18 protein-coding genes are annotated in these 25,170 nt (G+C 72.7%); 10 read left to right on the top strand and 8 right to left on the bottom strand.

Going from position 1 to position 25,170, the window contains the following annotated elements; genetic code table 11:
- Positions 1-10: 10 nt before the first annotated feature.
- From OG230_RS07255 to hmgA, 3 genes are all read right to left on the bottom strand, one after another.
- Positions 11-1,252 (bottom strand): type ISP restriction/modification enzyme, encoded by a 1,242-nt coding sequence (locus tag OG230_RS07255; protein WP_328909298.1) that lies wholly within the window; start codon positions 1,250-1,252, stop codon positions 11-13.
- 65 nt (positions 1,253-1,317) lie between these two features.
- Positions 1,318-2,094 carry a GntR family transcriptional regulator gene (locus OG230_RS07250; protein ID WP_328909297.1) on the bottom strand — a complete coding sequence of 259 codons (777 nt, stop codon included), beginning with the start codon at positions 2,092-2,094 and terminating at the stop codon, positions 1,318-1,320.
- Between the two features lie 53 nt (positions 2,095-2,147).
- Positions 2,148-3,485, bottom strand: coding sequence for a homogentisate 1,2-dioxygenase (gene hmgA, locus OG230_RS07245; RefSeq protein WP_328909296.1), 1,338 nt, complete (start codon positions 3,483-3,485; stop codon positions 2,148-2,150).
- Positions 3,486-3,633: 148 nt separating this feature from the next.
- Between hmgA and OG230_RS07240 the strand changes: the two genes are divergently transcribed.
- From OG230_RS07240 to OG230_RS07205, 8 genes are all read left to right on the top strand, one after another.
- Entirely contained in the window at positions 3,634-5,727 is a 2,094-nt protein-coding gene (locus tag OG230_RS07240; RefSeq protein WP_328909295.1) for a right-handed parallel beta-helix repeat-containing protein, read from the top strand.
- A 113-nt stretch (positions 5,728-5,840) separates the two neighbouring features.
- On the top strand, positions 5,841-6,602 hold the full coding sequence (locus OG230_RS07235; RefSeq protein WP_328911331.1) for a hypothetical protein: 762 nt from the start codon (positions 5,841-5,843) through the stop codon (positions 6,600-6,602).
- Positions 6,599-7,885, top strand: a complete 1,287-nt coding sequence (locus OG230_RS07230; protein ID WP_328909294.1) for a hypothetical protein — start codon at positions 6,599-6,601, stop codon at positions 7,883-7,885. Before OG230_RS07235 ends, OG230_RS07230 begins: the two co-directional genes overlap by 4 nt.
- A 47-nt stretch (positions 7,886-7,932) precedes the next feature.
- Entirely contained in the window at positions 7,933-8,553 is a 621-nt protein-coding gene (locus OG230_RS07225) for a TetR/AcrR family transcriptional regulator (RefSeq protein WP_328909293.1), read from the top strand.
- 306 nt (positions 8,554-8,859) lie between these two features.
- Positions 8,860-11,040, top strand: a complete 2,181-nt coding sequence (locus OG230_RS07220; protein WP_328909292.1) for a molybdopterin oxidoreductase family protein — start codon at positions 8,860-8,862, stop codon at positions 11,038-11,040.
- Between the two features lie 135 nt (positions 11,041-11,175).
- A complete protein-coding gene (locus OG230_RS07215; RefSeq protein ID WP_328909291.1) occupies positions 11,176-12,600 on the top strand; it encodes a CitMHS family transporter in 1,425 nt (474 codons plus the stop codon).
- Positions 12,600-13,847 carry an MFS transporter gene (locus tag OG230_RS07210; RefSeq protein ID WP_328909290.1) on the top strand — a complete coding sequence of 416 codons (1,248 nt, stop codon included), beginning with the start codon at positions 12,600-12,602 and terminating at the stop codon, positions 13,845-13,847. Before OG230_RS07215 ends, OG230_RS07210 begins: the two co-directional genes overlap by 1 nt.
- A gap of 134 nt (positions 13,848-13,981) precedes the next feature.
- A complete protein-coding gene (locus OG230_RS07205; RefSeq protein ID WP_328909289.1) occupies positions 13,982-15,343 on the top strand; it encodes an ABC transporter ATP-binding protein in 1,362 nt (453 codons plus the stop codon).
- A 37-nt stretch (positions 15,344-15,380) separates the two neighbouring features.
- Here the strand turns inward: OG230_RS07205 and OG230_RS07200 are convergent, their stop codons facing one another.
- Positions 15,381-18,695 (bottom strand): ATP-binding protein, encoded by a 3,315-nt coding sequence (locus tag OG230_RS07200; protein ID WP_328909288.1) that lies wholly within the window; start codon positions 18,693-18,695, stop codon positions 15,381-15,383.
- A 465-nt stretch (positions 18,696-19,160) separates the two neighbouring features.
- Between OG230_RS07200 and OG230_RS07195 the strand changes: the two genes are divergently transcribed.
- The gene (locus tag OG230_RS07195) at positions 19,161-20,555 is read left to right on the top strand and encodes an aldehyde dehydrogenase family protein (protein ID WP_328909287.1); all 1,395 of its coding nucleotides are present in this window, start codon (positions 19,161-19,163) and stop codon (positions 20,553-20,555) included.
- A gap of 56 nt (positions 20,556-20,611) precedes the next feature.
- Positions 20,612-21,697 carry a Zn-dependent alcohol dehydrogenase gene (locus OG230_RS07190; protein ID WP_328909286.1) on the top strand — a complete coding sequence of 362 codons (1,086 nt, stop codon included), beginning with the start codon at positions 20,612-20,614 and terminating at the stop codon, positions 21,695-21,697.
- Between the two features lie 33 nt (positions 21,698-21,730).
- Here OG230_RS07190 and ppk2 read toward each other — a convergent pair whose 3' ends face one another.
- The 4 genes from ppk2 to OG230_RS07170 are packed head-to-tail and all read right to left on the bottom strand — an operon-like array spanning position 21,731 to position 25,118.
- On the bottom strand, positions 21,731-22,720 hold the full coding sequence (gene ppk2, locus OG230_RS07185; RefSeq protein ID WP_328909285.1) for a polyphosphate kinase 2: 990 nt from the start codon (positions 22,718-22,720) through the stop codon (positions 21,731-21,733).
- Entirely contained in the window at positions 22,686-23,675 is a 990-nt protein-coding gene (locus OG230_RS07180; RefSeq protein WP_328909284.1) for a DMT family transporter, read from the bottom strand. The genes ppk2 and OG230_RS07180 overlap by 35 nt, the downstream gene beginning before the upstream one ends.
- Before the next feature lie 33 nt (positions 23,676-23,708).
- The gene (locus tag OG230_RS07175; protein ID WP_328909283.1) at positions 23,709-24,428 is read right to left on the bottom strand and encodes an ArsR/SmtB family transcription factor; all 720 of its coding nucleotides are present in this window, start codon (positions 24,426-24,428) and stop codon (positions 23,709-23,711) included.
- A gap of 15 nt (positions 24,429-24,443) precedes the next feature.
- Positions 24,444-25,118 (bottom strand): TetR/AcrR family transcriptional regulator, encoded by a 675-nt coding sequence (locus OG230_RS07170; protein ID WP_328909282.1) that lies wholly within the window; start codon positions 25,116-25,118, stop codon positions 24,444-24,446.
- Positions 25,119-25,170 lie beyond the last annotated feature (52 nt).

Genomic DNA, 25,170 nt, shown 5'->3' with positions numbered 1-25,170 from the left:
GACCGGGCGGTCACAGGAGTGTGAACTGCCCCTCCGGGCCCTCCTCGTGGTGGTCCAGCACGGAGGCGGGCCGACGGGCCGTCACCGGTGTCGGCACCACACCGGCGGCCCGCAGGGTGCCGCGGGTGATGCCGGGCTCCAGGGCGAGCCGGTCGTGCAACGCCCACTGCGTGGAGCGCAGTTCACCGAGCAGGGCGAGAACGGTGATCAGCTCCAGCAGCTCCGAGGTCCACTCCTGCGGCCAGTCGCGCGGGCGCAGCGCCTGCAGGCCTTCCGCCCCGTCCTGCGCCGTGCGGTGCTCGAACCAGAGCTCCAGCATCCGTACGCCGCTCACCCGGAACTCCCAGGCTCCGGCCGGAACGGGTGAGACGCGCCCCTCGCCCGGGCCCTCGCCGAGCGTGAGCACCTCGTCGTCGGGGTCGTAGCGCAGCACGGACGGCCGGGGCGGTATCGCGGCCCGCACATAGGGCCGGCGCCCGCCCGGCAGCCGGGGGCGCTGCCCGCCGCGTGCCCCGCGCAGCTGCAGGCGCAGCAGCTCCCGGCCGAGCTCCACACCCTCGGCCCACAGGGCACCGTCGGCGGGCAGCGGTACGAGACATCCGGCGGGGGAGGGGCGGGCGACGGCGAGGGTCCAGGCAAGGACGGACTCCGGGTCGGCCGGGGCCGCGTACCGGGCGCCCAGCAGACCGAGCAGGCCCGGCGCGAGATTGGGTTCCAGCCCGCCGGGACGCCGGTAGAGCGGCCGCATCCGGCCCGGCCGGCCGGCGGGGGAGTACCCGTCGGGCAGCAGCGCCGTCACGGACAGGGCGGGCCCGGTGTCCCCCGGTACGTATCCGTGCTCGACCGCGAAGAACTGGTGCTCGTCCGCCACCCGCCACAGCTCGGGGCGGGCCGCGTCGATCAGGCGGTGGTCGGGGATCAGCCACTGCTCGTCGAACGGGCCGTGCAGGACCCGGACCGGCTCCGGGAAGGGTCCCGGCTCGCGGGCGAACCTGCCCGTACCGGTGGACTGCCCCGGCAGTGCGGCGACCGCCGTGCGCGGTGTACGGAGACGGCTGGGCCGGAACAGCCGGTCCTGCTCGGCGCCCTCGGCCCGGACCAGCAGGTCCCAACGGGCTCTGAGTGTTGCCGCGTCGGGGGCGGTCACCCAGGGGCGGCCCGTCCGCAGGGGCCGCACCGACCACGGCATGAGCTCGTCGAGCAGCGGAACGTCCTCGTCCCCGCCGGCTCCGGCCGCCACCCGCGCTGCCACCGTGTCGTCCTCCCCGTCACCAGGTCCGCCGCCCCCGGCATCGTAACGGCGTACCCGGCGGGGAGTCAGTGCGCTTCGACCGTGACCGAGAAGGAGAAGCGGTCCCCCCGGTAGCGGATGCGGGCCACGTCGACGACCCGGCCGCTGTCGTCGTACGTCACGCCCGTGTAGTGGAGGATCGGGCTGAGCAGGGGCACCTGGAGCAGTTCGGCGGTGAGCGGGTCGGCCAGGCGCGCCTCGACGGTGTCGGTGATCCGGGCGATGCGTACGCCCAGGGTGTCGCGGAGCACCTTGGTCATCGGCCACCGTTCGAGATCGGCCACATCGAGCTCTTCGGCGATCTCGGGACGCAGGGCGTTCTCGGCCCAGTTCGTGGGTTCGCCGGTCTCCTCGTCGCAGCGCAGCCGCCGGTAGCTGACGACCTCGGTACAACCGGGGAAGAACTCGGCGAGGTCCCCCGGCACGGCGGCCGGGCCGTGGCCGAGGACGGTCGTCCGCTCGCCCGACTGCTGGGCGACGATCGCGTCGATCGAACCCAGCAGCCGGACCGGTGACACGCGCCGGGCCCGCGGCTCGATGAACGTGCCGCGCCGCCGGTGCCTGCTGATCAGGCCCTCCGTCTCCAGTTCCTTCAGGGCCTGGCGCATCGTGAGGACGCTGACGCCGTAGTGCCCGGCGAGCTGTTCCTCGGTGGGCAGCCGCAGGGAGGCGTCCTGCGGCCGGCCCAGTATCGACGCCCGCAGGGACTGCGAGACCTGGTACCACAGGGGGAGTTTCCGGTTCAGGACCAGTGAGTCGGGGGCAAAGGCGGGCGTGTGATTCACCTCGTTCACCTGATTCATCCGGTTCACCTGGAGTCTCTGTGCTGCGGTGTGGCCGGTCCGGGAGAGCTCTCCTACGGCCGGAAGTTGCGGCTCAGACCCTGCCACACCTCGTCGTATGCGCGCTGGAGATGGTCGGCGCCCGCCGCCTGGCCGGTCGCCGTGACCGGCCACCGCGTCTCGAACATGAAGGCGAGGCCGTCGTCGATCTTCTGCGGCTTCAGCTCCGCCGCGCTCGCCCGGTCGAAGGTCTCCCGGTCGGGACCGTGCGCCGACATCATGTTGTGCAGCGACCCCCCGCCCGCGACGAATCCGCCCTTTCCGGCCGTCTTCGCGTCGTACGCGCCCTCGATCAGGCCCATGTACTCGCTCATCACGTTGCGGTGGAAGTACGGCGGACGGAAGGTGTCCTCGCCGACCAGCCAGCGCGGCGCGAAGACGACGAAGTCCACGCCCGCGAGACCGGGGGTGTCGGACGGCGAGGTCAGCACGGTGAAGATCGACGGGTCCGGGTGGTCGTAGCTGATGGAGCCGATCACATTGAAACGGCGCAGGTCGTAGACGTACGGGACGTGGTTGCCGTGCCAGGCGACGACGTCGAGCGGCGAGTGGTCGTACGTCGCGGCCCAGAGGTTGCCGCAGAACTTGTTGATCACCTCGACGGGGCGTCCCGCGTCCCCGTCGTCCTCGTACGCCGCGACCGGGGCCCGGAAGTCCCGTGCGTTGGCGAGGCCATTGGCGCCGATCGGGCCGAGGTCGGGCAGGACGAACGGCTGGCCGTAGTTCTCGCAGACGTAGCCCCGGGCGGTGGCGTCGAGCAGTTCGACGCGGAAGCGGATGCCACGGGGGATCAGGGCGACCTCGCCGGGTTCGGCGCGCAGCAGGCCCAGTTCGGTACGGATCAGCAGGGCGCCGAGCTCCGGGACGATCAGCAGTTCGCCGTCGGAGTCGCTGAACACCCGGTCGGTCATGGAGGAGTCGGCGTGGTAGAGGTGCACGGCCATGCCGGTCCGCTGGGTGGCGTCACCGTTGCCGCCGAGGGTCCACAGGCCGGCCAGGAAGTCGGTGCCGGGCGCGGGGTCGGGGAGCGGGTCCCAGCGCAGCCGGTTGGGGTCGGGGACCGTCTCGGTGAAGGGCGCGGTGCGCACGGTTCCGTTGTCGATGCGGACGAACGGCGGATGGGCGGCCGAGGGCCGGATGCGGTAGAGCCAGGAGCGGCGGTTGTGGGCTCTCGGTTCGGTGAAGGCGGAGCCGCTCAGCTGCTCCGCGTAGAGCCCCAGCGGGGCGCGCTGCGGTGAGTTGCGGCCGAGCGGCAGGGCGCCCGGAATCGCCTCCGAGCTGTGCTCGTTGCCGAAACCGGTGGAGTACGCAAGTCCCTCCGCCGTCTTCCTCGCCTGCTCGATGCCGCTCATGATGCGCTCCCGGTGCGATCGGAATCCCGCGGACCCCTTGAACGAGGAATCCTATGGTCAACCGTAGGAATCAGAACAGAGCGCGTCAACGGCATTCGTCGCGCACAGGGGGGTTCAAAAAGCTGAACAATGCTCTACTCTCCGGCACATGTCGTGGACACGAAGACTTCTGGTGGTTCTGGCGGCCCTCGCCGCCGCGCTTCTGACGGCCCCTGCCGCCCAGGCGCACGAGGAACGTCCTGTCGCCCTGCCCGACGGAACGGGCAGTGTCCCCGTCCTCCGCACCGGCGCACCCGATCTGCTGGTCTGCAAGACCGACCGGGCGGACTTCACCCGGCGGATATCCGCCTTCCCCGCGCCGCTGAAGGCCCGCAACCTCGACCTGTTCGAGCGCTGCCGGAAGTCCGGCTACCGGCATCTCCAGCAGGCCGTCGACGCGGTCGGCAGGCCGGGCATGACCATCGCGATCCTCCCCGGCCTGTACGAGGAGGAGCCCTCACTGGCCGCACCGGCCGGGGACTGCGCCCGGCTGAAGGCCCCCCAGTCGCAGCTCGGCTACCAGATCCTCAGCTACGCCCAGCAGAAGCAGTGCCCGCACAACCAGAACCTGGTCGCGATCCTCGGCAAGAAGGACCTCCAGATCGAGGGCACGGGCGCCGAGCGCACGGACGTGGTCATCGACGCCAAGTACCAGAAGCTCAACGCGGTCCGCGCCGACAAGTCCGACGGGATCTACTTCAAGAACTTCACCGCCCAGCGGACCACCTTCAACTCCCTGTACGTGCTGGCCCAGGACGGCTTCGTCATCGACGACGTACTCACTCGCTGGAACGACGAGTACGGATTCCTGACCTTCGCGAGCGACCACGGGCTGTACAAGAACTGCGAGTCGTACGGGAACGGCGACTCCGGCATCTATCCCGGCAGCGCCTCGGACATCAACACCGCCCGCGGCTACGACGTACCGCGCTACGCCATCGAGATCACGGGCTGCCGCAGCCACCACAACATGGTCGGGTACTCGGGCACGGCGGGCGACTCCGTCTACGTCCACGACAACGAGTTCGACCACAACATGGGGGGCGCCTCGATGGACAGCGCCTTCCCCGGGCACCCCGGCCTGCCGCAGAACCACGCCCGTTTCGAGCGCAATCTGATCCACGACAACAACGCCGACTACTACCCGTACGTCGCGGACGGCACCTGTGCCAAGCCGCCCGTCGAGCGCGGTTACGAGCAAGGGGTGGTCTGCCCGCAGATCTCCATGCCGCCGGGCACCGGCATCATCACCGCGGGCGGCAACTGGAACCTCTACGAGAACAACTGGATCTACGGCCACGAGCGCGCCGCCTTCTTCCTGAGCGCCGTCCCCGCCTTCATCCGGGGCGAGGAGGCACTGTCCAAGCAGACCGACACCTCGCACCACAACCGGTACGCCGGGAACCACCTCGGCACGGACCGCGACGGCAAGGCCCGGCCCAACGGCACCGACGTGTGGTGGGACGGCCAGGGCGAGGGCAACTGCTGGCAGCCCGGGACCGGGGCCTCGACCCCGCGCACCCTGCCCGAGTGCGGGAAGGAACGCGGCGCGGTGTCGGGCGGCGCGGACCGGCTGGCCGGCGAACCGGTGAAGCTCGCCCAGCTGCTGGTCTGCGCCGATTACAGCGTGCAGGCCCGGCGACTGCCCTCCGGCTGCGACTGGTACGGGGCGCGGGGCATCGAGCGCATCGAGGTGCAGGCGGCCCTGGGCACCGCGGTGGTGCTCGCCCTGGTCGGGGGGGTGCTGTGGTGGCGCCGGCTGCGCCACGACCGCACGGCGACGGTGGTGACCGTGCTGGGTGCGATCGGCCTCGTGCTGGACGTGGCCGGTTCGACCACGGGGCTCACCTCCTCGTATCTGCCGGCGGCGGCGCTGCTGCTGATCGGCGTGTGGTGGAGCGGCACCGGCCTCGCCCTGCGGCGCGAGCGGCCCGCTTTCGGCTGGACCACCGTGGTGCTGGGCGCACTCACGCTCCTCGACGCCTTCGACAAGGCGGTCCTGATGATTCCGTGGATCCCGCTGAGCCCCGCATGGCTCCGCACGCTGCTCGGTGTGGTCTGGGTGATCTGGGCCGTGGCCGCCGCGGCCCGCGGCGGTGCGAAGCCGGAGGCCGGGGACGACGGCGGCGGTCCGGACGGTACGGAGCGTGCCGACCGCACGGAAGGCGTGGGCGTGGGCGCCGCCGAGGGGGAGCCGTCGTGAGGCGCGTTCCTTCGCCGGGCGCGGCGCGGCAGGTGCGGCGGGGGCCCGGGCGGTCCGGGTTCGGGCGGTCGGGGTTCGGGCGGGGCGCCGCCCTCCTCCTCGCGGCCGGACTCGTGCTGGGCGCCGGTGGCTGCGGCGGGCGGGCCACCACGCACCACAAGCCCGGCACCGGCCACGAGCAGGCCGAGGGCGCGGTGGGCCGCCTCCTCGCCGCCGAGGACGGAACCGGGCACCGGCTGCGGCAGGTGGACGCGGCCGACGCCCCCGGGCTCACGCTCTCCGCCCGGCCCGACTCCGAGGACGGCTGGAACGTCCATCTGTCCGTGAGCGACTTCCGCTTCACCCCGGACAGCGTCGGCGGGGCCGCCCTCCCCGGGCGCGGCCACGCCCGCCTGTTCGTCGACGGCCGCCCCGTGGCCCGGCTCTACGGCCCCTGGTACCACCTTCCCGCCGCCCTGGTCCGTGGGGCGGACGGCAAGGGATCCCTCACCGCCGGACTGTACGCGGACGACCACACGGCATGGGCCGTCGACGGAAAGCCGATCCGGGCCACCATCCCGCTCACGACCGGCACTACCGGCACGACCGGCGCCACCGGCTCTCCGGGGACGGCCGACCGGAGCGTGGACATCGAGGTCACCGAAGGCGCCGTCCGTCCCGCGCCCGGCCGCACCGAGGTGAAGAAGGGCGACCGGATCGTGCTCCGGGTCCGCAGTGACCGTGCCGACACCCTCCACGTCCACGGCTACGACAAGGAGCTCCGGCTGCCCGCGGGACGAACCGCCACCCTCACCCTCACCGCCGACCGCACCGGACTCTTCGAGGTCGAGACGCACGAGTCCGGGCTGCTGCTGACCCAGCTCGTCGTCCGGTGACGGGCGTCCTCGCCCATGGCGTCGGCTCCCGGCACGATCTGCCGCTGTCCCCCTTCTACGCCTTCGCCGGTGCCTTCGCGGCGCTCTTCGTCTCCTTCCTCGCCCTCGGCCTGCTCTGGTCCGCCTCCCGCTTCCGCGGCGACGAGGCGGGCCGCGCCCTTCCCCTCGCCCTCCAGCGCCTCGCCGACGCCGGGCCGACCCGGGCCGCGGCGCGCGGACTCGGCCTGGCCGCCGCCCTGTTCGTGCTGGGCAGCCTCCTGCTCGGACCGGACGACCCGGAGCGCAACCCGGCGGCGGGCTCGGTCTACGTACTCCTATGGGTCGGGCTCGTCCCCGCCTCGCTCCTCCTCGGCCCCGTCTGGCGCCTGCTCAACCCCCTGCGCACCCTGCACCTCCTCGTGTGCCGGGTCCTCGGCCGCGATCCCGGTGCGGGCCGCCCGGTCCCCGTACGCCTGGGTCTGTGGCCGGCCGCCGCAGGGCTCCTCGCCTTCACCTGGCTGGAACTCGTGGCCCCCGAACCCGCGTCGAGCGGCGCCCTCCTCCTCTTCCTCACCCTCTACGCCGTGTGCCAGGGGGTGGGCGCCGCCCGCCACGGCTCGCGCTGGTTCGACCACGCCGATGCCTTCGAGGTCTACTCCGGGCTGCTCGCCCGGCTCTCCCCGCTCGGCCGCAGGCCGGCCGACCGGCGCCTCGTCCTGCGTTCCCCCTTCAACGGTCTCGACGGCACCCCCCAGGTCCCCGGTCTCGTCGCCGCCGTCTGTGTCCTGCTCGGCTCCACCGCCTACGACGGCTTCTCCGACGCCCCGTCCTGGATCTCCGCCGTACAGACCTCGCCCCTCGGCCGCACCGCCGCCGCCACCCTCGGACTCCTCGGCGCCGTCGCCCTCGTCGCCGCTCTCTACGCCCTCTGCGCCGGAGCCACCCGGCTGATCTGCGGCCCCCTGCCGCACCCCCTCACCGCCTTCGCCCACTCGCTCGTCCCCATCGCGCTGGGCTATCTCGTCGCCCACTACTTCACACTCTTCGTCACCGAAGGGCCGCGTACGGTCCTGATGGCATCCGGCACCGACCGTCCGGCCACGCCCGAACCGCCCCTGGGGCCGGGCGGGCTCGCCGTCCTCCAGGTCGCCGCCGTCGTCCTCGGCCACGTCCTCGGTGTCGTCGCCGCTCACGACCGGTCCGTCCGGCTGTTCCCGGCGGGACGCGCCGTCGCGGGGCAACTGCCGTTGCTCATCCTGATGATCGCGTACACCATCGGAGGGCTGACCCTGCTCATCGCCTGACGGGTGGGCGGTCACCGCCCACCCGGGAGAGGAGGGCCCACGGCATCATGGAGCCCGTGCCCCATGCGAATACCAGCCTCCGCCGCGCCCCCGTGCAGCAGCGCAGTGCCGAACGCCTCGCCCGGATACTCGACGCCTGCGCCCAGCTTCTCGACGAGGTGGGCTACGAGCAGCTGTCCACCCGGGCCGTCGCCGTGCGCGCCGAAGTGCCCATCGGCTCCGTCTACCGGTTCTTCTCCAACAAGCGGGCCCTGGTCGACGCCCTCGCCCACCGCAATCTCGACAGCTACGCCGAGCGCATCACGGCCCGCCTCGGCTCGATCCCGGCCGGCGACTGGCGCGCCGCCATCGATGCCGTGCTCGACGAGTACCTGGCCATGAAGCGCTCGGCCCCCGGCTTCGCCCTGGTCGACTTCGGGGCCCCCTCGCCCGCCCAGGACTCGGGCGGCGACGCCAACGTCCGGGTCGCGGGACGTCTGGCGGAACTGCTCGCCGCCCATCTCGGCCGCATCCCGGACGAGGACCTGCTCCGCATGATCCTCGTCTGCGTCGAGGCCGCCGACGCACTGTTCCAACTGGCCTTCCGGGCCGATCCGTCCGGGGATCCGGCCATCGTGGAGGAGACGCGTCACCTGCTCAGGTCGTATCTGGCCCGCGCCCTCGGCTGACGGGCGCCTAGGGCCTCTCGTTCGGATCATGCCGGGCTCGCGTGCCCTGGCGCGCGCACCTGCGGCGTTGTCGTCGGTCGCCGACGCTCCGCGTCGACTCCCTCCTCCGCCTTGCAGCTGCCCACACCAGACCCCGCTCCCTGATCCGGCCTGATCCAAACGAAAGACCCTAGGTCCCGCCGCACCCCCCGTTGGATCGGAGCCGCACCCCCGAAGGATCGGAGCCGCACACACCTCCCCACCATCCGTACCGGTCGGTATGCTCGCCCTGTCCGCGTGTCGCCGCTGCCCACCCGGGGAGGACCCATGTCCACCGACTCCCGTACCGCTCTGCGTATCTGCCCCCTCTGCGAAGCCACCTGCGGACTCACCCTCACCATCGAGGGGACGTCCGTGACCGGTGCCAGAGGTGACCGGGACGATGTCTTCAGCCAGGGGTTCATCTGCCCCAAGGGGGCGGCCTTCGGGGGGCTCGACGCCGACCCCGACCGGCTGCGCACCCCCCTCATCCGCGAGGACGGGGTCCTGCGGGCGGCGACCTGGGAAGAGGCGTTCGACGCGATCGCCGCCCGCGTCCCGGCGCTGATCGAGGAACACGGCGCGCAGAGCGTCGGAGTGGTCCTCGGCAACCCCAACGTGCACACGATGGCCGGCGCGCTCTACCCGCCCGTGCTGCTCAAGACGCTCGGTACCCGCAACGTCTTCACCGCGAGCACGCTCGACCAGATGCCCAAGCACGTCGCGTCCGGACTGCTCTTCGGCGACGCGAACGCCATCGCGGTGCCCGACCTCGACCGCACCGCCCATCTGCTGCTCATCGGTGCCAACCCCCTGGAATCGAACGGCAGTCTCTGCACCGCCCCCGACTTCCCGGGCAGGCTCAAGGCGCTGCGGCGGCGCGGCGGCACCCTCACCGTCATCGACCCGCGCCGCACCCGTACCGCCCGGCTCGCCGACCGGCACGTCCCGATCCGGCCCGGTGCCGACGCGCTGCTCCTCGCCGCCGTCGCCCACGTCCTGGTCGAGGAGAAGCTCGCGGACCCGGGCCCGCTCACCGAGCACCTCGACGGCCTGGACGAACTGACCGAAGCACTCGCGGAGTTCACCCCGGAAGCGGTCGCCGCGGCATGCGACGTCGACGCCGAGACCATCCGTGCGATCGCCCGCGAGCTGGCCGCCGCCCCCGCCGCCGCCGTGTACGGGCGCATCGGCAGCTGCACCGTCGAGCACGGCACCCTCGCCAGCTGGCTCGTCGACGTCCTCAACATCCTGACCGGCAACCTCGACCGTCCCGGCGGCGCCCTGTTCCCCCTGTCCGCCACCGGACGCGCGCCCCGCCCGGCCGCGCCCGGCAAGGGCTTCGCCCTCGGCCGCTGGGCGAGCAGGGTCTCCGGGCACCCGGAGGCCAAGGGCGAACTGCCCATCGCCGCGCTCGCCGAGGAGATCGAAACGCCGGGGGAGGGCCGGATCCGCGCCCTGCTCGTGCTCGCCGCCAACCCCGTACTCTCCGCCCCGGACGGCGACCGGCTCGACCGGGCGCTGGCCGGCGGACTCGACTTCATGGTCAGCGTCGATCCGTATCTCAACGAGACCTCACGTCACGCCGATGTCGTGCTGCCGCCGCCCCCGCCCTCGCAGAGCGCCCACTTCGACTTCGCGCTCAACTCCCTCGCCGTGCGCAACCAGGCCCGCTACACCCGCCCGGCCGTTCCCCTGGAGGCGGACCGGATGGACGAGAGCGAGCTCCTGGCCCGGCTCGTCCTCGCCGTCGGCGCGATGCACGGCGCCGCGCCGCACACGGTCGACGACCTGGTCATCGACACCGCCCTCGCCGCGGCGGGTGCGCCGAAGGAGCTCGCGGGCGAACTCTCCGGCGCGACCGGACCCGAACGGCGCCTCGACCTGATGCTGCGCCTCGGCCCGTACGACCTCACCCTGGACCGGCTCCTCGCCCATCCGCACGGCATCGACCTGGGGCCGCTGGAGCCCCGCGTTCCGCAGCTGCTCAGGACCCGCAGCGGGCGCATCGAGCTGTTCCCGGCAGCGATCGCCGCGGATCTGCCCCGGCTCCGGCGGGCGCTGGACAAGCAGCAGGACGGGCTCGTCCTCGTGGGCCGCCGCCATCTGCGCTCCAACAACAGCTGGATGCACAACGTCGCCGCGCTGAGTGGTGGCACGAACGTCTGCACCCTGCAGATCCACCCCGACGACGCCGCCCGGATCGGCCTCACGGACGGCGCCACCGCCCGTGTCACGGCCGCCGGAGGCGCGGTGGAGGCACCGACGGAGATCACGGACGCGGTACGGGCCGGAGTGGTGAGCCTGCCGCACGGCTGGGGGCACAGCCGGCCCGGCACCCGGATGTCCGTCGCCTCGGCCGCCCCCGGAGTCAATGTGAACCAGCTGCTCGACGGCACGCTGCTCGACCCGCTGTCCGGCACCGCCGTGCTCAACGCCGTACCGGTCTCCGTGACCCCCGTTGACTAGCAACAACTCGTTGACCTGGGGTTTTGCTCGTATTGCTCGCACGTCAACATCTTGTTAACGCCGTGAAGGGAGCCCTAACGTCATCCGGACCGCCGACTCCGGTGGGAGTTCAAAGGTGAACGTTAGGTACCCCACATGCTGACAATCCTCGGATTTGCCATGATCGCGACCTTCCTGGTCCTGATCATGACGAAGAAGATGTCGCCGATCGCGGCGCTGGTCCTGATCCCCGCACTGTTCTGCGTCGCCGTCGGGCAGGGAGCGAAGCTCGGCGACTACGTCATCGAAGGCGTCGGCAATCTCGCGCCGACCGCCGCGATGCTCATGTTCGCCATCGTCTACTTCGGCGTCATGATCGACGTCGGCCTCTTCGACCCGATCGTCCGGGGCATCCTGCGCTTCTGCAAGGCAGACCCGATGCGGATCGTCGTCGGTACGGCGGTGCTGGCCGCGATCGTCTCCCTGGACGGCGACGGCTCCACCACGTTCATGATCACGGTCTCGGCGATGTATCCGCTCTACAAGCGCCTCAAGATGAGCCTGGTCGTGATGACCGGCGTGGCGGCCACCGCCAACGGTGTCATGAACACCCTTCCCTGGGGCGGGCCGACCGCCCGCGCCGCGACCGCGCTCAAGCTGGACGCGGGCGACATCTTCGTACCGATGATCCCGGCGCTGGCCGTCGGGCTGCTCGCCGTCTTCATCCTGGCCTTCGTCCTCGGACGCCGTGAGCGCAAGCGGCTCGGCACGCTCTCCCTCGACGATGTGCTCGTCACCGAGCCCGAGACGGTCCTCGTCGGCGCGGGCGGCGGGAGCGACCGGCTCCGCAAGGGCTCCGGGCCGGGCTCCGGCGGTACGGACGCCGAACTCCCGGCCACCGGCGACGACGGGACCGACGACGACGGGGACGACGAGGAGTTCAAGGGCCTCGACCCCGACCGCGCCACGCTGCGCCCCAAGCTCTACTGGTTCAACGCCGGTCTCACCGTCGTGCTGCTGACCGCGATGATCATGGAACTGATGCCGATCCCGGTGCTCTTCCTGCTGGGTGCGGCGCTCGCCCTCACGGTCAACTTCCCCCACATGCCCGACCAGCGGGCCCGTATCGCCGCCCACGCCGACAACGTCCTCAACGTCTCCGGCATGGTCTTCGCCGCCGCCGTCTTCACCGGCGTCCTCACCGGCACCGGCATGGTCGAGCACATGGCCGACTGGCTCGTGGGTGCCATCCCCGAGGGCATGGGCCCGCACATGGCCATCGTCACCGGTGTACTGAGCCTTCCGCTGACGTACTTCATGTCCAACGACGGCTTCTACTTCGGCGTCGTCCCCGTCCTCGCCGAGGCGGGTGCCGCCCACGGCGTCTCCCCGCTGGAGATCGCCCGCGCCTCCCTGGTCGGCCAGGCGCTCCACATGTCCTCGCCGCTGGTCCCCGCCGTCTACGTACTCGTCGGCATGGCGAAGGTCGAGTTCGGCGACCACACGAAGTTCACCGTCAAGTGGGCCGCGCTCACCTCGCTGGTGGTCCTCGGCGCCGGAATCCTCTTCGGCATCATCTGATGGACGGTCCGACCGGGCCCGGCAGGGGCTGGCTGCTCCGTCTCGTCATCGCCTTCTCCTTCGCGCAGGGGGCGGTGTCGATGGCGCGGCCGGCCGTCTCCTACCGGGCCCTTTCGCTCGGTGCGGACGAACGCGCCATCGGCGTGATCACGGGTGTGTACGCGCTCCTTCCGCTCTTCGCCGCCGTGCCCCTCGGCCGCCGCACGGACCACGGCAGGTGCGCACCCCTGCTGCCGCTCGGCGTGGTCCTGATCGCGGGGGGCTGCGCCCTCAGCGGTACGGCGGGCTCCCTCCCGGCGATGGCGGCCTGGAGCGGGGTCATGGGACTCGGACACCTCTGCTTCGTGATCGGCGCCCAGTCGATCGTCGCCCGCCAGTCGGCCCCCGCCGAACAGGACCGCAACTTCGGGCACTTCACCATCGGGGCCTCGCTCGGCCAGCTCGTCGGGCCGATGGCCGCGGGCTACGTCGTCTCCCCGGACGACGGCGCCATGGCCCGCACCAGCGCGCTCGCCCTCGTCGTCTCGGCGGCGGTGGCCGCCCTCGCCTTCGTCTCCCTCTGGCGCATCGAACACCGCGCACCCTCCCGGCCCCGCGGTGAGCGGGCGGCGAAGGTGCCCGTCGGCCGCATCCTGCGCACCCGGGGTGTACCCGCGGGCATCTTCATCAGCCTCGCCGTGCTCTCCGCCACCGACATCCTCACGGCCTATCTCCCCGTCGTCGGCGAACAGCGTTCCATCGCGCCCGTCACCGTCGGACTGCTGCTCAGTCTCCGCGCCGCCGCGACGATCGCGTGCCGTCTGGCGATGACGCCGATGCTCCGGCTCCTCGGCCGTACCGCGCTCCTCACCACGACCTGTCTGCTCGCCGGGGTGCTCTGCGCGGGCATCGCCCTGCCCGTCCCCGTGTGGGCGCTCGCCGTGATGCTCGCCGTGCTCGGCTTCTGCCTCGGAGTCGGACAGCCGCTGTCGATGACGACCGTCGTCCAGGCCGCTCCGGAGCGGGCCCGCTCCACCGCGCTCGCCCTGCGGCTGACCGGAAACCGGCTCGGGCAGGTGGCGGCCCCGGCGTCCGCCGGGCTGATCGCCGGATTCGCCGGGACCGCGGCGCCGTTCGTGATGCTCGGAGCACTGCTCCTGGGGGCGGCGGGCCTCGGTCTGCGGGGCGGTGGCCGGACCGCCCGTGCGACGCCCTCCGTGCCCGCTCCGCGCACGGCGTGCACCCCGACGAAACGGAACCACACCTGACACTTGTGGCCCACGGGACTTAGCTCTCCCCAACCTTCGCGCGAGTCATTCCCACACCCCGTCCAGTGGGCTAACTTCAGGCCACGCAGCCGCTCCCTGCCGCGCCTTCCCTTCACCCTGCCGGGCGGAATCCCATGACTCGCGCCATCTCCCTGCACCACGTCAGCAAGGCGTACGGACGGGCCCCGCGCGCCGTCGACCGCTTCTCGCTCTCCATCGAACCCGGGGAGTTCGTGGTGCTGCTCGGCCCCTCGGGCTGCGGGAAATCGACCGTGCTCCGCATGATCGCGGGCCTGGAGGAGATCACCGACGGCGAGCTGCTGCTCGACGGCGAACCGGCGAACCACATGACCCCGCGCGAGCGCGGCATGGCCATGGTGTTCCAGAACTTCGCGCTCTACCCGAGCATGACGAATCGCGCCAACATCGGCTTTCCGCTGAAGCTGGAGAACCCCCGGCAGGACAACAACGAGCGCATCGAGTCCACGGCCCGCATGCTGGGCATCGAGAGCGTGCTGGACCGCTTCCCCGCGCAGCTCTCCGGCGGCGAACGCCAGCGTGTCGCCATGGGGCGGGCCATCTCGCGCAGGCCGTCCGCCTTCCTGATGGACGAGCCGCTCTCCAATCTCGACGCGAAGCTGCGCAACCATCTCCGGGCCGAAATCGCCCAGCTGACAGCGGAGTTGGGTGTCACCACGGTCTATGTGACGCACGACCAGGCGGAGGCGATGTCCCTCGGGGACCGGGTGGCCGTGATGCGCGGGGGAGTGCTCCAGCAGGTGAGCACCCCGCGCGAGGTCTACGCACTGCCGGAGAACGTGTTCGTCGCCGCGTTCATCGGCACCCCGCGCATCAATCTGCTCCAGGCCGTGGTCCACGCGCCGTTGGAGGGACGGATGTCGATCGACCTCGGCCGGCAGCGGCTCGCCCTGCCCGAACCGCTCAGCCCCGACCATCAGTTGCTCCGCATCCAGCAGGGCCGGGAGATCATCGTCGGACTGCGCTCCGAAGCGGTGCGGATCGCGCCGCCCAGCCACGCCCGTCCCGGCGAGGTCGCGCTCAGCGGCATCGTCGAGCACGTGGAGTACCAGGGCCACGAGGCGCTCGTCCACCTCAACACCGGCTCGCAGCCGGCCATGGTGCCCGACCTGGAATCGGCCCGGCCGCGGCCGGGCGTGCGGCGGCGCCGCAGTGCCGGGGGCGGGGGCGGTACGGGAGTGGGGGTCCTGGAACGGCTTCGGGAGCGCGCCACGGGGCACGTCAGCGGGCCCGTCGTCGTCCTCGACGAACCGGGTCCCGAGCGGAGTGCCCCGCGCGGCCCCGACCGTCCGGCGCTCACCGCCGGCGACCTCGTGGTCCGCACCGGGCCGGACATGCGGCTGCGCCGGGGCGGGCAGGTGCCGCTTCTCGTCGACCTGGCGCACCTGTACGTCTTCGACCACCACGGGAGGCGGATCTGCCCGCTGCCGAGGGATGTGCCGGGGCTGGACGTGTAGGCAGGGCGTGGCGCGGCCGTCGGCCGGCGCGGTGCCCTCAGGCGCGGGGCGGCCTGGGTATCCCGGCGCGGCCCGGCATCCCGGGCGGGCGCGGTCCGGACGGCGGGCCCGGTTCGGCGGCCGGGGCCGAGTCCGCCGATGGGCCGGTCGGTGCGGGTGCGGGGAGGTCACGCGCGCGGGTGACCCGGAATGTTCCTGCCGGATACGGGAGTTCCGTGGCCAGGACCTCGGCCGCGGCGAACTCCGCCTCCGCGGCCCCGGGCCGGCCCAGCGCGGCCAGCGCCGCCGCGTGGACCGTACGGGCCTCGGTCTCCGCGAGGCGTTCGCCGGTGCGTTCCGCGCGGGCCGTCTCCTCCGCCGCGAGGTTCGCCGCCCGTTCGGGACGGCCCGACAGGAGCTCCGCCCACGCCATCAGATGGGCGGCGCCCGGGCCCGGGGCGCCGGTGAGCAGGGCCAGTGCCTCCGCGGGCCGGCCGTCGAGCAGGAGCAGTTCGGCCCGCGCGGTCCGCACCTCGTGGATCGCCTGCCGGTCCGCCTGCGCCACGGCCACCTCCCCGGCCCGCGTCAGCAGCTCGGAGGCACCCGTCTCACCGATCCTGACGCGCACCCGGGCCAGCGCGGCGAGGGCGTACGGCGTGCACCACTCGTTGCGCTCGCCCGTCTCCCGTACCGCCGCCTCCGCATGCTCCCGGGCCGCGTCGAACTCCATCAGCAGCAGGTGCAGTTCGGCCAGATTGGCACGCTCGAAGGCGACGGCAGTCGGGTCCCCGGTGTGCTCGGCGAGCCGCAGTGCCCGCTGCCCGGTCGAGACCGCCTCGGCGAGCCGGCCCGAGCGGCGGGCGTGCTCCCGCAGCACCGAGAGGATGGTGACGAGCAGTTCCTGATCGCCGTACGCCTCCGCGTGCGGCAGGGCCAGATCGGCGGCCGGCCGCGCCTCGGCCAGTCGTCCCGCCATCCCCAGCGAGGTGGCCTGGAGCCCCAGTGCCCGGGCCAGCAGCCCGCGCCGTCCGCTCCCGGGGATGGAGTCCGCGGCCAGCTGCGCGGTACATGCCGAGGCGTGCGCCTCCTCGTACCGCCCGGTGACGAACTGGAGGACTCCCGCCGCCAGATGATGGTTCGCCGTGGTCAGCGGAGGGGTCTGCGGCTGCGGCGGATAGGTGCGGACGAGCCGTTCGCCCTCGTCGGTCGCGCGGTACTTCACCAGGACCTCGGCCAGCCGGGCGGCGGCCAGTACCTGCCCGTCCCGGTCGCCCCGCCGGACCATGTCGTCCAGGGCCTCGCGCAGCACCTCGGTCGCTTCCCCGTAGCGGGCCATCCGGCGCAGGACGGCTCCCCGGTCGATCCGTGCCATCGCCGCGTCGGCCGCCAACGCGTCCAGCCGGGCGGTCAGTTCGGCGTAGTAGCGGTCGGCCGTGTCGTTGGCGCAGACCGCGGCGGCCCTCTCGGCGGCCTGCCGCAGGTAGTGGGTCGCCCGCGGGTCGTCGGCGCGCGTCAGGTGCGAGGCCAGGGTGTCGACCGCGTCGGGCCTGCGCCGCAGGACCGCTTCCGCGTACGCGGAGTGCAGTTGTCTGCGGCGGGCGGCGGACAGCCTGTCGTAACAGGTCAGCCGTACCAGCGGATGCCGGAAGACGAGTCCCGGCATGGGCTGTCCGCCGACGACCACCGGCCGTTCCTCCACCACGGAGGCCAGTACCGCGGCGTCCACGGCATCCGTGGCCTCGGCGGCGGAGAGCGGCGGGTGCAGTCCGTGGCCGGCGACGTCCATCACCTCGGAGAGGGCGGCGCCCCCGCCCGCCACCGATATCGCCTCGACCACCCGCCGCGCCGCGGGCCCGAGCCGCGCCAGCCGCGCCGCGACCAGCTGCCGCACGCCCTCCGGAGCGCCGAGCTCGGCCGGATCGGTGCCCTCGCCGACGGTCCGGGCCAGCTCCAGGGCGAACAGGGGGTTGCCGAGGGAGAGTTCCCAGACCCGGTCGAGCCCGGTCCGCGCGCCCGCGTCCTCGGCGACCGCCAGGCACTCCGCGCGCCCCAGCCGCCCCAGTTCCACGGGGCGCGCGAGCCCTTGGCGTACCAGTGTGTCCAGTGCCGTGCGCCGGGGGTCCGTGGCGTCCAGCTCCTCCGCGCGGTACGTCACGGCGAACCGCCAGCGCGCCCCGGTGGCAGCCGCGCGCCGGGCCAGATGGCTCAGCAGCTGGTAGGAGCCGGTGTCGGCGGCGTGCAGATCGTCCAGCACGAGCAGGACGGGGGCGGTTGCCGCGAGATCACCCAGCAGCCCGGCAGCGGCGCGGAACAACCGGTCGCGTTCCTCCTCCGGGCTGCGTTCCGCACCTGCCCCGATCTGGCCCAGCGAGTGCAGCAGCGAAGCGAGTTCGGGGTATTCGCCACCGATCCTGGCCCGCTCGGCGGGCGGCCGGTCGGCCAGCCAGGCGTCCAGGGCCTCCACGAAGACGCCGTACGGGGTGTGCCCCTCGGCGTCGTGGCCCGCGCCCCACAGCACGGTCGTCCCGGCTCCGGCCGCCCGCCGCGCCGCCTCCGCCGTCAGCCGTGTCTTGCCCACTCCGGCCTCGCCGCCGATCAGCCGCACGGGCGGTCCGTCGGCGGCGAGCAGGAGGTCCAGCTCGTCCGTCCTGCCGCGCAGCGGGGGACCGGGCGGGGTGCGGATCGCGGCGGGCAGGACGGGGGCGGACGCGACGGGGAGCACGGCCGACGCGGCGTCCAGCGCGAGCAGATGCAGTCGCTCGGTTGCGGGCCCGGGGCGCACGCCGAGTTCCGCGTCGAGAGCTTCCCGGCACAGGTGGTACTGGCGCACGGCCTGCCGGCGCAGCCCCTGGCGCAGATAGGCGTCGATCAGGACCCGGTGCGCGCGTTCCTCGGCGGGCGCGGTGGCCAGGGCGCGCAGCGCCACCTCGGTGGCCAGCTCCGTCTCGCCCTCCGCGAGATGGGCCTCGGCGAGCGCGAGGCGTACCCGGTCGCGGAGCGCGGCCAGCTCCTCGCGCCGGAGCGCGGCCCACGGGGCGTACCGGTCCTCCGGCAGCAGCTCACCGGTGAACGCCGCGAGCGCGGTGGCCAGCGCGGCGGTCGACCCCCCGGCCAGCGCACGCTCGGCGAGGGTCTCGGCGACGTCGGCGTCGATCACCACGGAGTGCGGGTCGAGCCGCAGCAGGGTGCCCTCGCCGGTCAGATAGGACGAGGAGGCGCGGGGCGCCAGCTCGGGCTCGATGGCGCGGCGGGCCGCGTGCAGGGCGACCCGCAGACTGCCGAGCGCCGCCTGGGCGTCGGCGTCCGGCCAGCAGATCTCCATGGCCTGCTCACGGTGGAGGCTGTGTCCGGGGGAGACCGCGAGGAGCTTCACCAGGGCGCGGGCGCTGGGCCGGGGCCACTTGTCGGAGATGGGGGATCCGCCGTCACGATCTACCCTGAATCCGCCGAAAAGGTACACACGGAGCAACGGTGGTCCGTCCTGGGTGCTCGGTGCCGTTTCGTACGGATGTGCTGCTTCCATGAGTGCAGCCACTTTAACCACCGGGGCTGTGCTCGTGGCGAGGGCACGGTCCCGGCGGAATGTGCGCTACCGGTCAGGGGTCGGTCGGCTGCGAGAGCTGCGGGGGGTCATGGCGTCGCCTTCGTGTCGGAGTGCTTCTCCCGCACCGCGGAACCCGCCGCGGGCGAACCGCCCCCGGCCCGGTGGCGCCGGGAGTGACGGGCGTCTCCGGCGGCTCCCTGGCGCCCAAAAACTAACGGCGCTAGTTTGGAGTCGGACGGCGGCCGTACGACGGACTACTTCGGCGGTACGCAGGGCGAGCCCGGGAGGAAACCCATGAAGGCGCACGACGGGATGTACATCGGCGGCCAGTGGCGGCCGGCCGAGGGACCGGACACGATCGCGGTCGTGAATCCGGCGGACGAGCAGGTCATCGGCCATGTCCCGGCGGGCACCGCGGCGGACGTCGACGCGGCGGTACGCGCCGCCCGTGCCGCGTTCCCCGCCTGGGCCACCACCCCGCCCGCCGAGCGCGCCGCACGGATCGCCGCCCTGCGCGACGTCCTGGCCGCCCGGAAGGACGAGATCGCCGAGACCGTCACCGCGGAGCTCGGCGCGCCGCTCGCGCTCTCGCAGGCGGTGCACGCGGGCGTACCGGTCCTGGTCGCCGGTTCGTACGCCGAGCTGGCCGCCACGTACTCCTTCGAGGAGAAGCTGGGCAACTCCACCGTCCTGCTGGAACCCGTCGGCGTGGTCGGGGCGATCACCCCCTGGAACTACCCGCTGCACCAGATCGTCGCCAAGGTCGCTCCCGCGCTCGCCGCGGGCTGCACGGTCGTCCTCAAGCCCGCCGAGGACACCCCGCTCACCGCCCAGCTCTTCGCCGAGGCCACCGAGGAGGCAGGGCTGCCCGCCGGTGTCTTCAACCTGGTCACCGGGCTCGGCCCGGTGGCCGGCCAGGCGCTCGCCGAGCACGAGGGCGTCGACCTCGTCTCGTTCACCGGGTCCACGGCCGTGGGCCGACGGATCGGTGCGACGGCCGGCGCCGCGGTCAAGCGCGTCGCACTGGAGCTCGGCGGCAAGTCGGCCAACGTGATCCTGCCCGGCGCCGATCTCGCCAAGGCGGTCAACGTGGGCGTCGCCAACGTGATGTCCAACTCGGGCCAGACGTGCAGCGCGTGGACCCGGATGCTCGTCGACGGCGAGCGGTACGAGGAGGCCGTCGCCCTCGCCGCGGCGGCCGTCGCCAAGTACGTCCCCGGCGAGCGGGTCGGCCCCCTCGTCAACGCCAAGCAGCAGGCCCGGGTGCGGGGTTACATCGAGAAGGGCATCGAGGAGGGCGCCCGGCTCGTCGCCGGCGGCCCCGAGGCGCCGCACGCGACGGGTTACTACGTCAGCCCCACCGTGTTCGCCGATGTCACCCCCGGCATGGCCATCGCGCAGGAGGAGATCTTCGGCCCGGTTCTCTCGATCCTGAAGTACGAGGACGTCGACGACGCCCTCCGTATCGCCAACGACACCGTGTACGGGCTCGCCGGAGCCGTCTGGGCCGCCGACGACGCGGAGGCCGTGGCCTTCGCCCGCCGGATGGACACCGGTCAGGTAGACATCAACGGCGGCAGGTTCAACCCGCTGGCCCCGTTCGGCGGCTACAAGCAGTCCGGTGTCGGCCGCGAGCTGGGCCCGCACGGTCTGGCCGAGTACCTCCAGACCAAGTCCCTGCAGTTCTGAGCGACACTTCCCCGACCCACCCCCTCCGTACTCTCCGATCACCGAGGAGACCGTTCGTGGTCCGCGCCGCTGTACTGCCCGCCGTCGGAGCTCCGTTGGAGATCACCGACATCGAACTCCCGGAGACCGGCCCCGGCCAGGTGCGTGTGCGTCTCGCCGCCGCCGGTGTCTGCCACTCCGACCTGTCCCTCTCCAACGGCACGATGCGGGTCCCGGTCCCCGCCGTCCTCGGCCACGAGGGCGCCGGCACCGTCGTCGCCGTGGGCGAGGGCGTCACGCGCTTCGCCCCCGGCGACGACGTCGTCCTCAACTGGGCGCCGTCCTGCGGGAGCTGCCACCACTGCGGGATCGGCGAGGTCTGGCTCTGCGCCGACGCGCTGAAGGGGATGTCCGACATCCACGCGCGTACCGCCGACGGCACGGAACTCCACCCGGGCCTGAACGTGGCGGCCTTCGCCGAGGAGACGGTCGTCGCCGCGAAGTGCCTCCTGCCGGCCCCGGCGGGGATTCCGCTCACCGACGCGGCCCTGCTGGGCTGCGCGGTCCTCACGGGCTACGGCGCGATCCACCACTCGGCCCGGGTCCGTACGGGCGAGAGCGTCGTCGTCTTCGGGATCGGCGGGGTCGGGCTTGCCGTGCTCCAGGCCGCCCGGATCGCCGGTGCGTCGAAGATCATCGCCGTCGACGTCTCGCCGGAGAAGGAGGAGCTGGCCCGGCAGGCCGGAGCCACCGACTACGTCATCGCCTCCGAGCGGACCGCGAAGGAGATCCGCGGACTCACCGGCGGACAGGGCGCGGACGTCGCGGTGGAGTGCGTCGGCCGGCCGGTCACCATCCGCGCCGCCTGGGACTCCACCCGCCGCGGCGGCCGGACCACGGTCGTCGGCATCGGCGCCAAGGACCAGCAGGTGACCTTCAACGCCCTGGAGATCTTCCACTGGGGCCGGTCCCTGACGGGCTGCGTGTACGGCAACAGCGACCCCGAGCGCGACCTCCCCGTCCTCGCCGAGCACATTCGCGCGGGCCGGTTCGACCTCTCCATGCTGGTCACCGAGCGGATCGGCCTGGACGGCATCCCGGCGGCGTTCGACAACATGATCGCGGGCAAGGGCGGCCGGGCCCTCGTGGTCTTCCAGCCGTGATCCGCCCGTCCGGCCCCCATCGGCGGACAGGCCCTACGACCCCTGCTGCACCTCGGCCAGACCGGGGGTGAGCAGCCGGGCGTCCATCTCGCCCTGCTCGAAGAGCCGGGAGGCCGGACCCACGATCAGCGGGTCCGGCTTCCCGATCGCGGCCTCGTCCTTGCCCGGGTAGTCGAAGCGGTCCAGGACGTGGCGCATGGCTTCGAGCCGGGCGCGCTTCTTGTCGTTGCTCTTCACCACCGTCCACGGCGAGTCCGCCGTGTCCGTGTGGAAGAGCATCAGTTCCTTCGCCTCGGTGTAGGCGTCCCACTTGTCCAGCGAGGCGAGGTCGACCGGGCTCAGCTTCCACCGCCGTACCGGATCGATCTGCCGGGTCATGAACCGCTTGCGCTGCTCGTTGCGGGAGACCGAGAACCAGAACTTCACCAGGTGTATCCCGTCGCGCGCGAGCATCCGCTCGAAGCCCGGTGCCTGGTGCATGAATTCCAGGTACTCGCGGGTGGTGCAGAACCCCATCACCCGCTCCACGCCCGCCCGGTTGTACCAGGAGCGGTCGAACAGCACGATCTCCCCGGCGCTCGGCAGATGGGCCACATAACGCTGGAAGTACCACTGCGTCTGCTCGCGCTCCGTGGGCTTCTCCAGGGCCACCACACGCGCACCACGGGGATTGAGGTGCTCGGTGAACCGCTTGATCGTGCCGCCCTTGCCCGCCGCGTCACGCCCCTCGAAGAGGATCACGAGCCGTTCGTCCCGCTCCCGCACCCAGTGCTGGAGCTTGAGCAGCTCGATCTGCAGGACGCGCTTGGCCTCCTCGTAGTCCCGCCGGGCCAGCTTGGTGTCGTACGGATAGTCCTCGCGCCAGGCGTCCTTGATGTGCCCGTCGGGCTTCACCAGCACCACGCCGGTACCGCTGCCGTCGGCGCCCGGGCTGCCGGAGTCCGGCACGGAGCCGTTCTTCCGGGGCGTGCCCCGCTTCCGCCCGGCGTCACGGCCGGCCGGCTTGCTCTCGCTCCGCGTCATGACGAGGTCCCTCCTCCGGCCGGGCCGGAGTCGACGGCTTCAAGCCAGTCTGCGGACGCCGCCGGGAGACCGCCACCCCGGCCAGGCAGAGAAGGCCGCCGCCGACGGTGAGCAGCGCGGGCACCTCGTCGAGGAACAGCCACGACATGAGCACCACGAGCGCGGGCACCGCGTAGGTGGTCGCGCCCATCCGGCCCGCGGTGGTGCGGGCCAGTGCGTAGGCCCAGGTCGTGAAGGCCAGAGCGGTCGGGAAGACGCCCAGATAGACCATGTTCAGGGTCGCCGACAGCGGAGCGTCGGCGGCTTCGGAGACCAGCACTCCGGAGAACGGCAGACAGGCGACCGTACCGATCAGGCAGCCGAAGGTGGTGATCTGGAGGGCGGAGCCGTGCCGCAGGGCGGGCTTCTGGCTGACCACACCGCCCGCGTACGCCACGGCGGCCAGCAGGCAGAGCAGCACCCCGAGCACCGAGGAGCCGCCGTGCTCCGACATGGAGAGCCCGACGACCGCGGCCCCCGCGAACGACACCCCCATGCCCGCCAGCAGCCGGCGGGGCAGCCCCTCACCGAGCAGCCGGGCGCCGAGCAGCGCGATCAGGATCGGCCCGATGTTGACCACCATCGCGGCCGTTCCGGCGTCGACCTCCTGCTCACCCCAGTTGAGCACCACCATGTACAGCCCGAACCAGAGCAGCCCGGACGCGATGATCCCGGGCCAGGCGGCCCGGGACGGCAGTCCCTCGCGGCGTACGAGACAGATCGCGCCCAGCACCAGCGTGCCCGCGAGCAGCCGGCCGAGTGCCAGCGCGCCCGGGGAGTACGCCTCGCCCGCGCTGCGGATGGAGACGAAGGCGGAGGCCCAGAGCAGCACCGTGGTGCAGGCCGCGGCGGGGGCGCGCCAGTCGCGCGCCGGTACGGTCCCTGCGGCGGGCGGCGCGGGCGGTGTCGATGTCATGGGCTAGACGGTAAGGCCAGGACGCTTCGGCGCCTACCGAATAGTCGCCGCCTCGATGCCCAGCAGCTCGGCCAGGGCCCGTTCCCCCTCCGGTGTCGCCCTGACCGCGCGCCCCGAGCCGATCCGTTCGCACCAGCCGGCGTCCAGCGCGTGCCGGCACAGGGCCGCGCCCGCGGTTCCGGCCAGATGCGGCCTGCGCTCCGTCCAGTCCAGGCAGGCACGTACGAGCGGACGGCGGGTCCCGGACTCCAGGCCGATGCCCAGGGCGCCGAACCAGCCGAGCCCTTCGTCGGTGAGCGCGAACCCGGTGTCCCGCAGCAGCAGCCCCCGTGCGGTCATCGCCTCGGCGATGGTGATCCCGAGCCGTCCGGCGAGATGGTCGTAGCAGGTGCGGCCCCGGGCCAGCGCGCTGCTGACACTCGCGGCGCGCAGGGTCCGCGGCCGTTCGCTCCCGTCCGGGACGACCTGGGCGGCGAGCTCCTCGACGAGGTGCGCGACGCGTTCGTCGGCCAGCCGCACGTAGCGGTGGCGGCCCTGCCGCTCCTCGGACAGCAGCCCGCCGGCGACCAGCTTTCCCAGGTGCTCGCTGGTGGTGGACGGTGCCACCCCGGCATGGCGCGCCAGCTCGCCCGCGGTCCAGGCGCGTCCGTCGAGCAGGGCGAGGCAGAACGAGGCGCGGGTCTCGTCGGCGAGCAACGCGGCGAGCGCGGCCAGCCGGGGCGCGGCGGGATCGGGAGGTGTCAGGCGTGCCATACGGACCAGGATGCGTCAGCCGTCGTTCGGCGGGCGCCGAACCGTGGAGCCGCCCACCATCTGCTCGTACTGCAGGGCGAGGCCCTCGAGCAGTGCCCGCAGTCCGGTCTCGAAGGCGCCCTCGTCGACCTGCTGGCGGCGGTCGGCCAGCAGGTGGGCCTGGCCCAGGTGCGGATAGTCGGTGGGGTCGTACGCCGTCTCGTCGTCGACGAAGCCGCGGGCGAAGGAACCCAGGGCCGAACCGGTCACGAAGTACCGGGTCAGGGCGCCGATGTACGTCGCCTGGGCGGGCGGCCAGCCCGCGCGGACCATACCGCCGAAGGCCGCGTCGGCCACCCGCAGGCCGGCCGGGCGGCGGCCGGGGCCCTGGGCGAGCACCGGGACGATGTGCGGATGCGCCGCGAGGGCCGCGCGGTAGGAGACCGCCCAGTCGTGCAGCGCGGCGGACCAGTCGCGGGGGTCGGACTCGTCGAACATCGACAGGTCGACCTGCGCGGAGACGCTGTCGGCCACCGCGTCGAGGATCTCGTCCTTGTTGCGGAAGTGGTTGTAGAGCGAGGGCCCGCTGACTCCGAGTTCGGCGGCGAGGCGCCGGGTCGACACGGCGCCGAGCCCCTCTGAGTCCACGAGAGCGCTCGCCGCTTCGACGATGCGTTCTCTGCTGAGGAGGGGCTTGCGCGGTCGGGCCATGCGGCACATAGTAGGGCCTGCAAGCAAAAAACTAGCAGTGCTAATTAAAAGT

The sequence above is a fragment of the Streptomyces sp. NBC_00234 genome, from assembly GCF_036195325.1.
In the GTDB taxonomy this organism is placed as follows: Bacteria; Actinomycetota; Actinomycetes; order Streptomycetales; family Streptomycetaceae; genus Streptomyces.
Note: the sequence above shows the minus strand (reverse complement) of the source record. Positions and strands in the feature narration are given on the sequence as shown.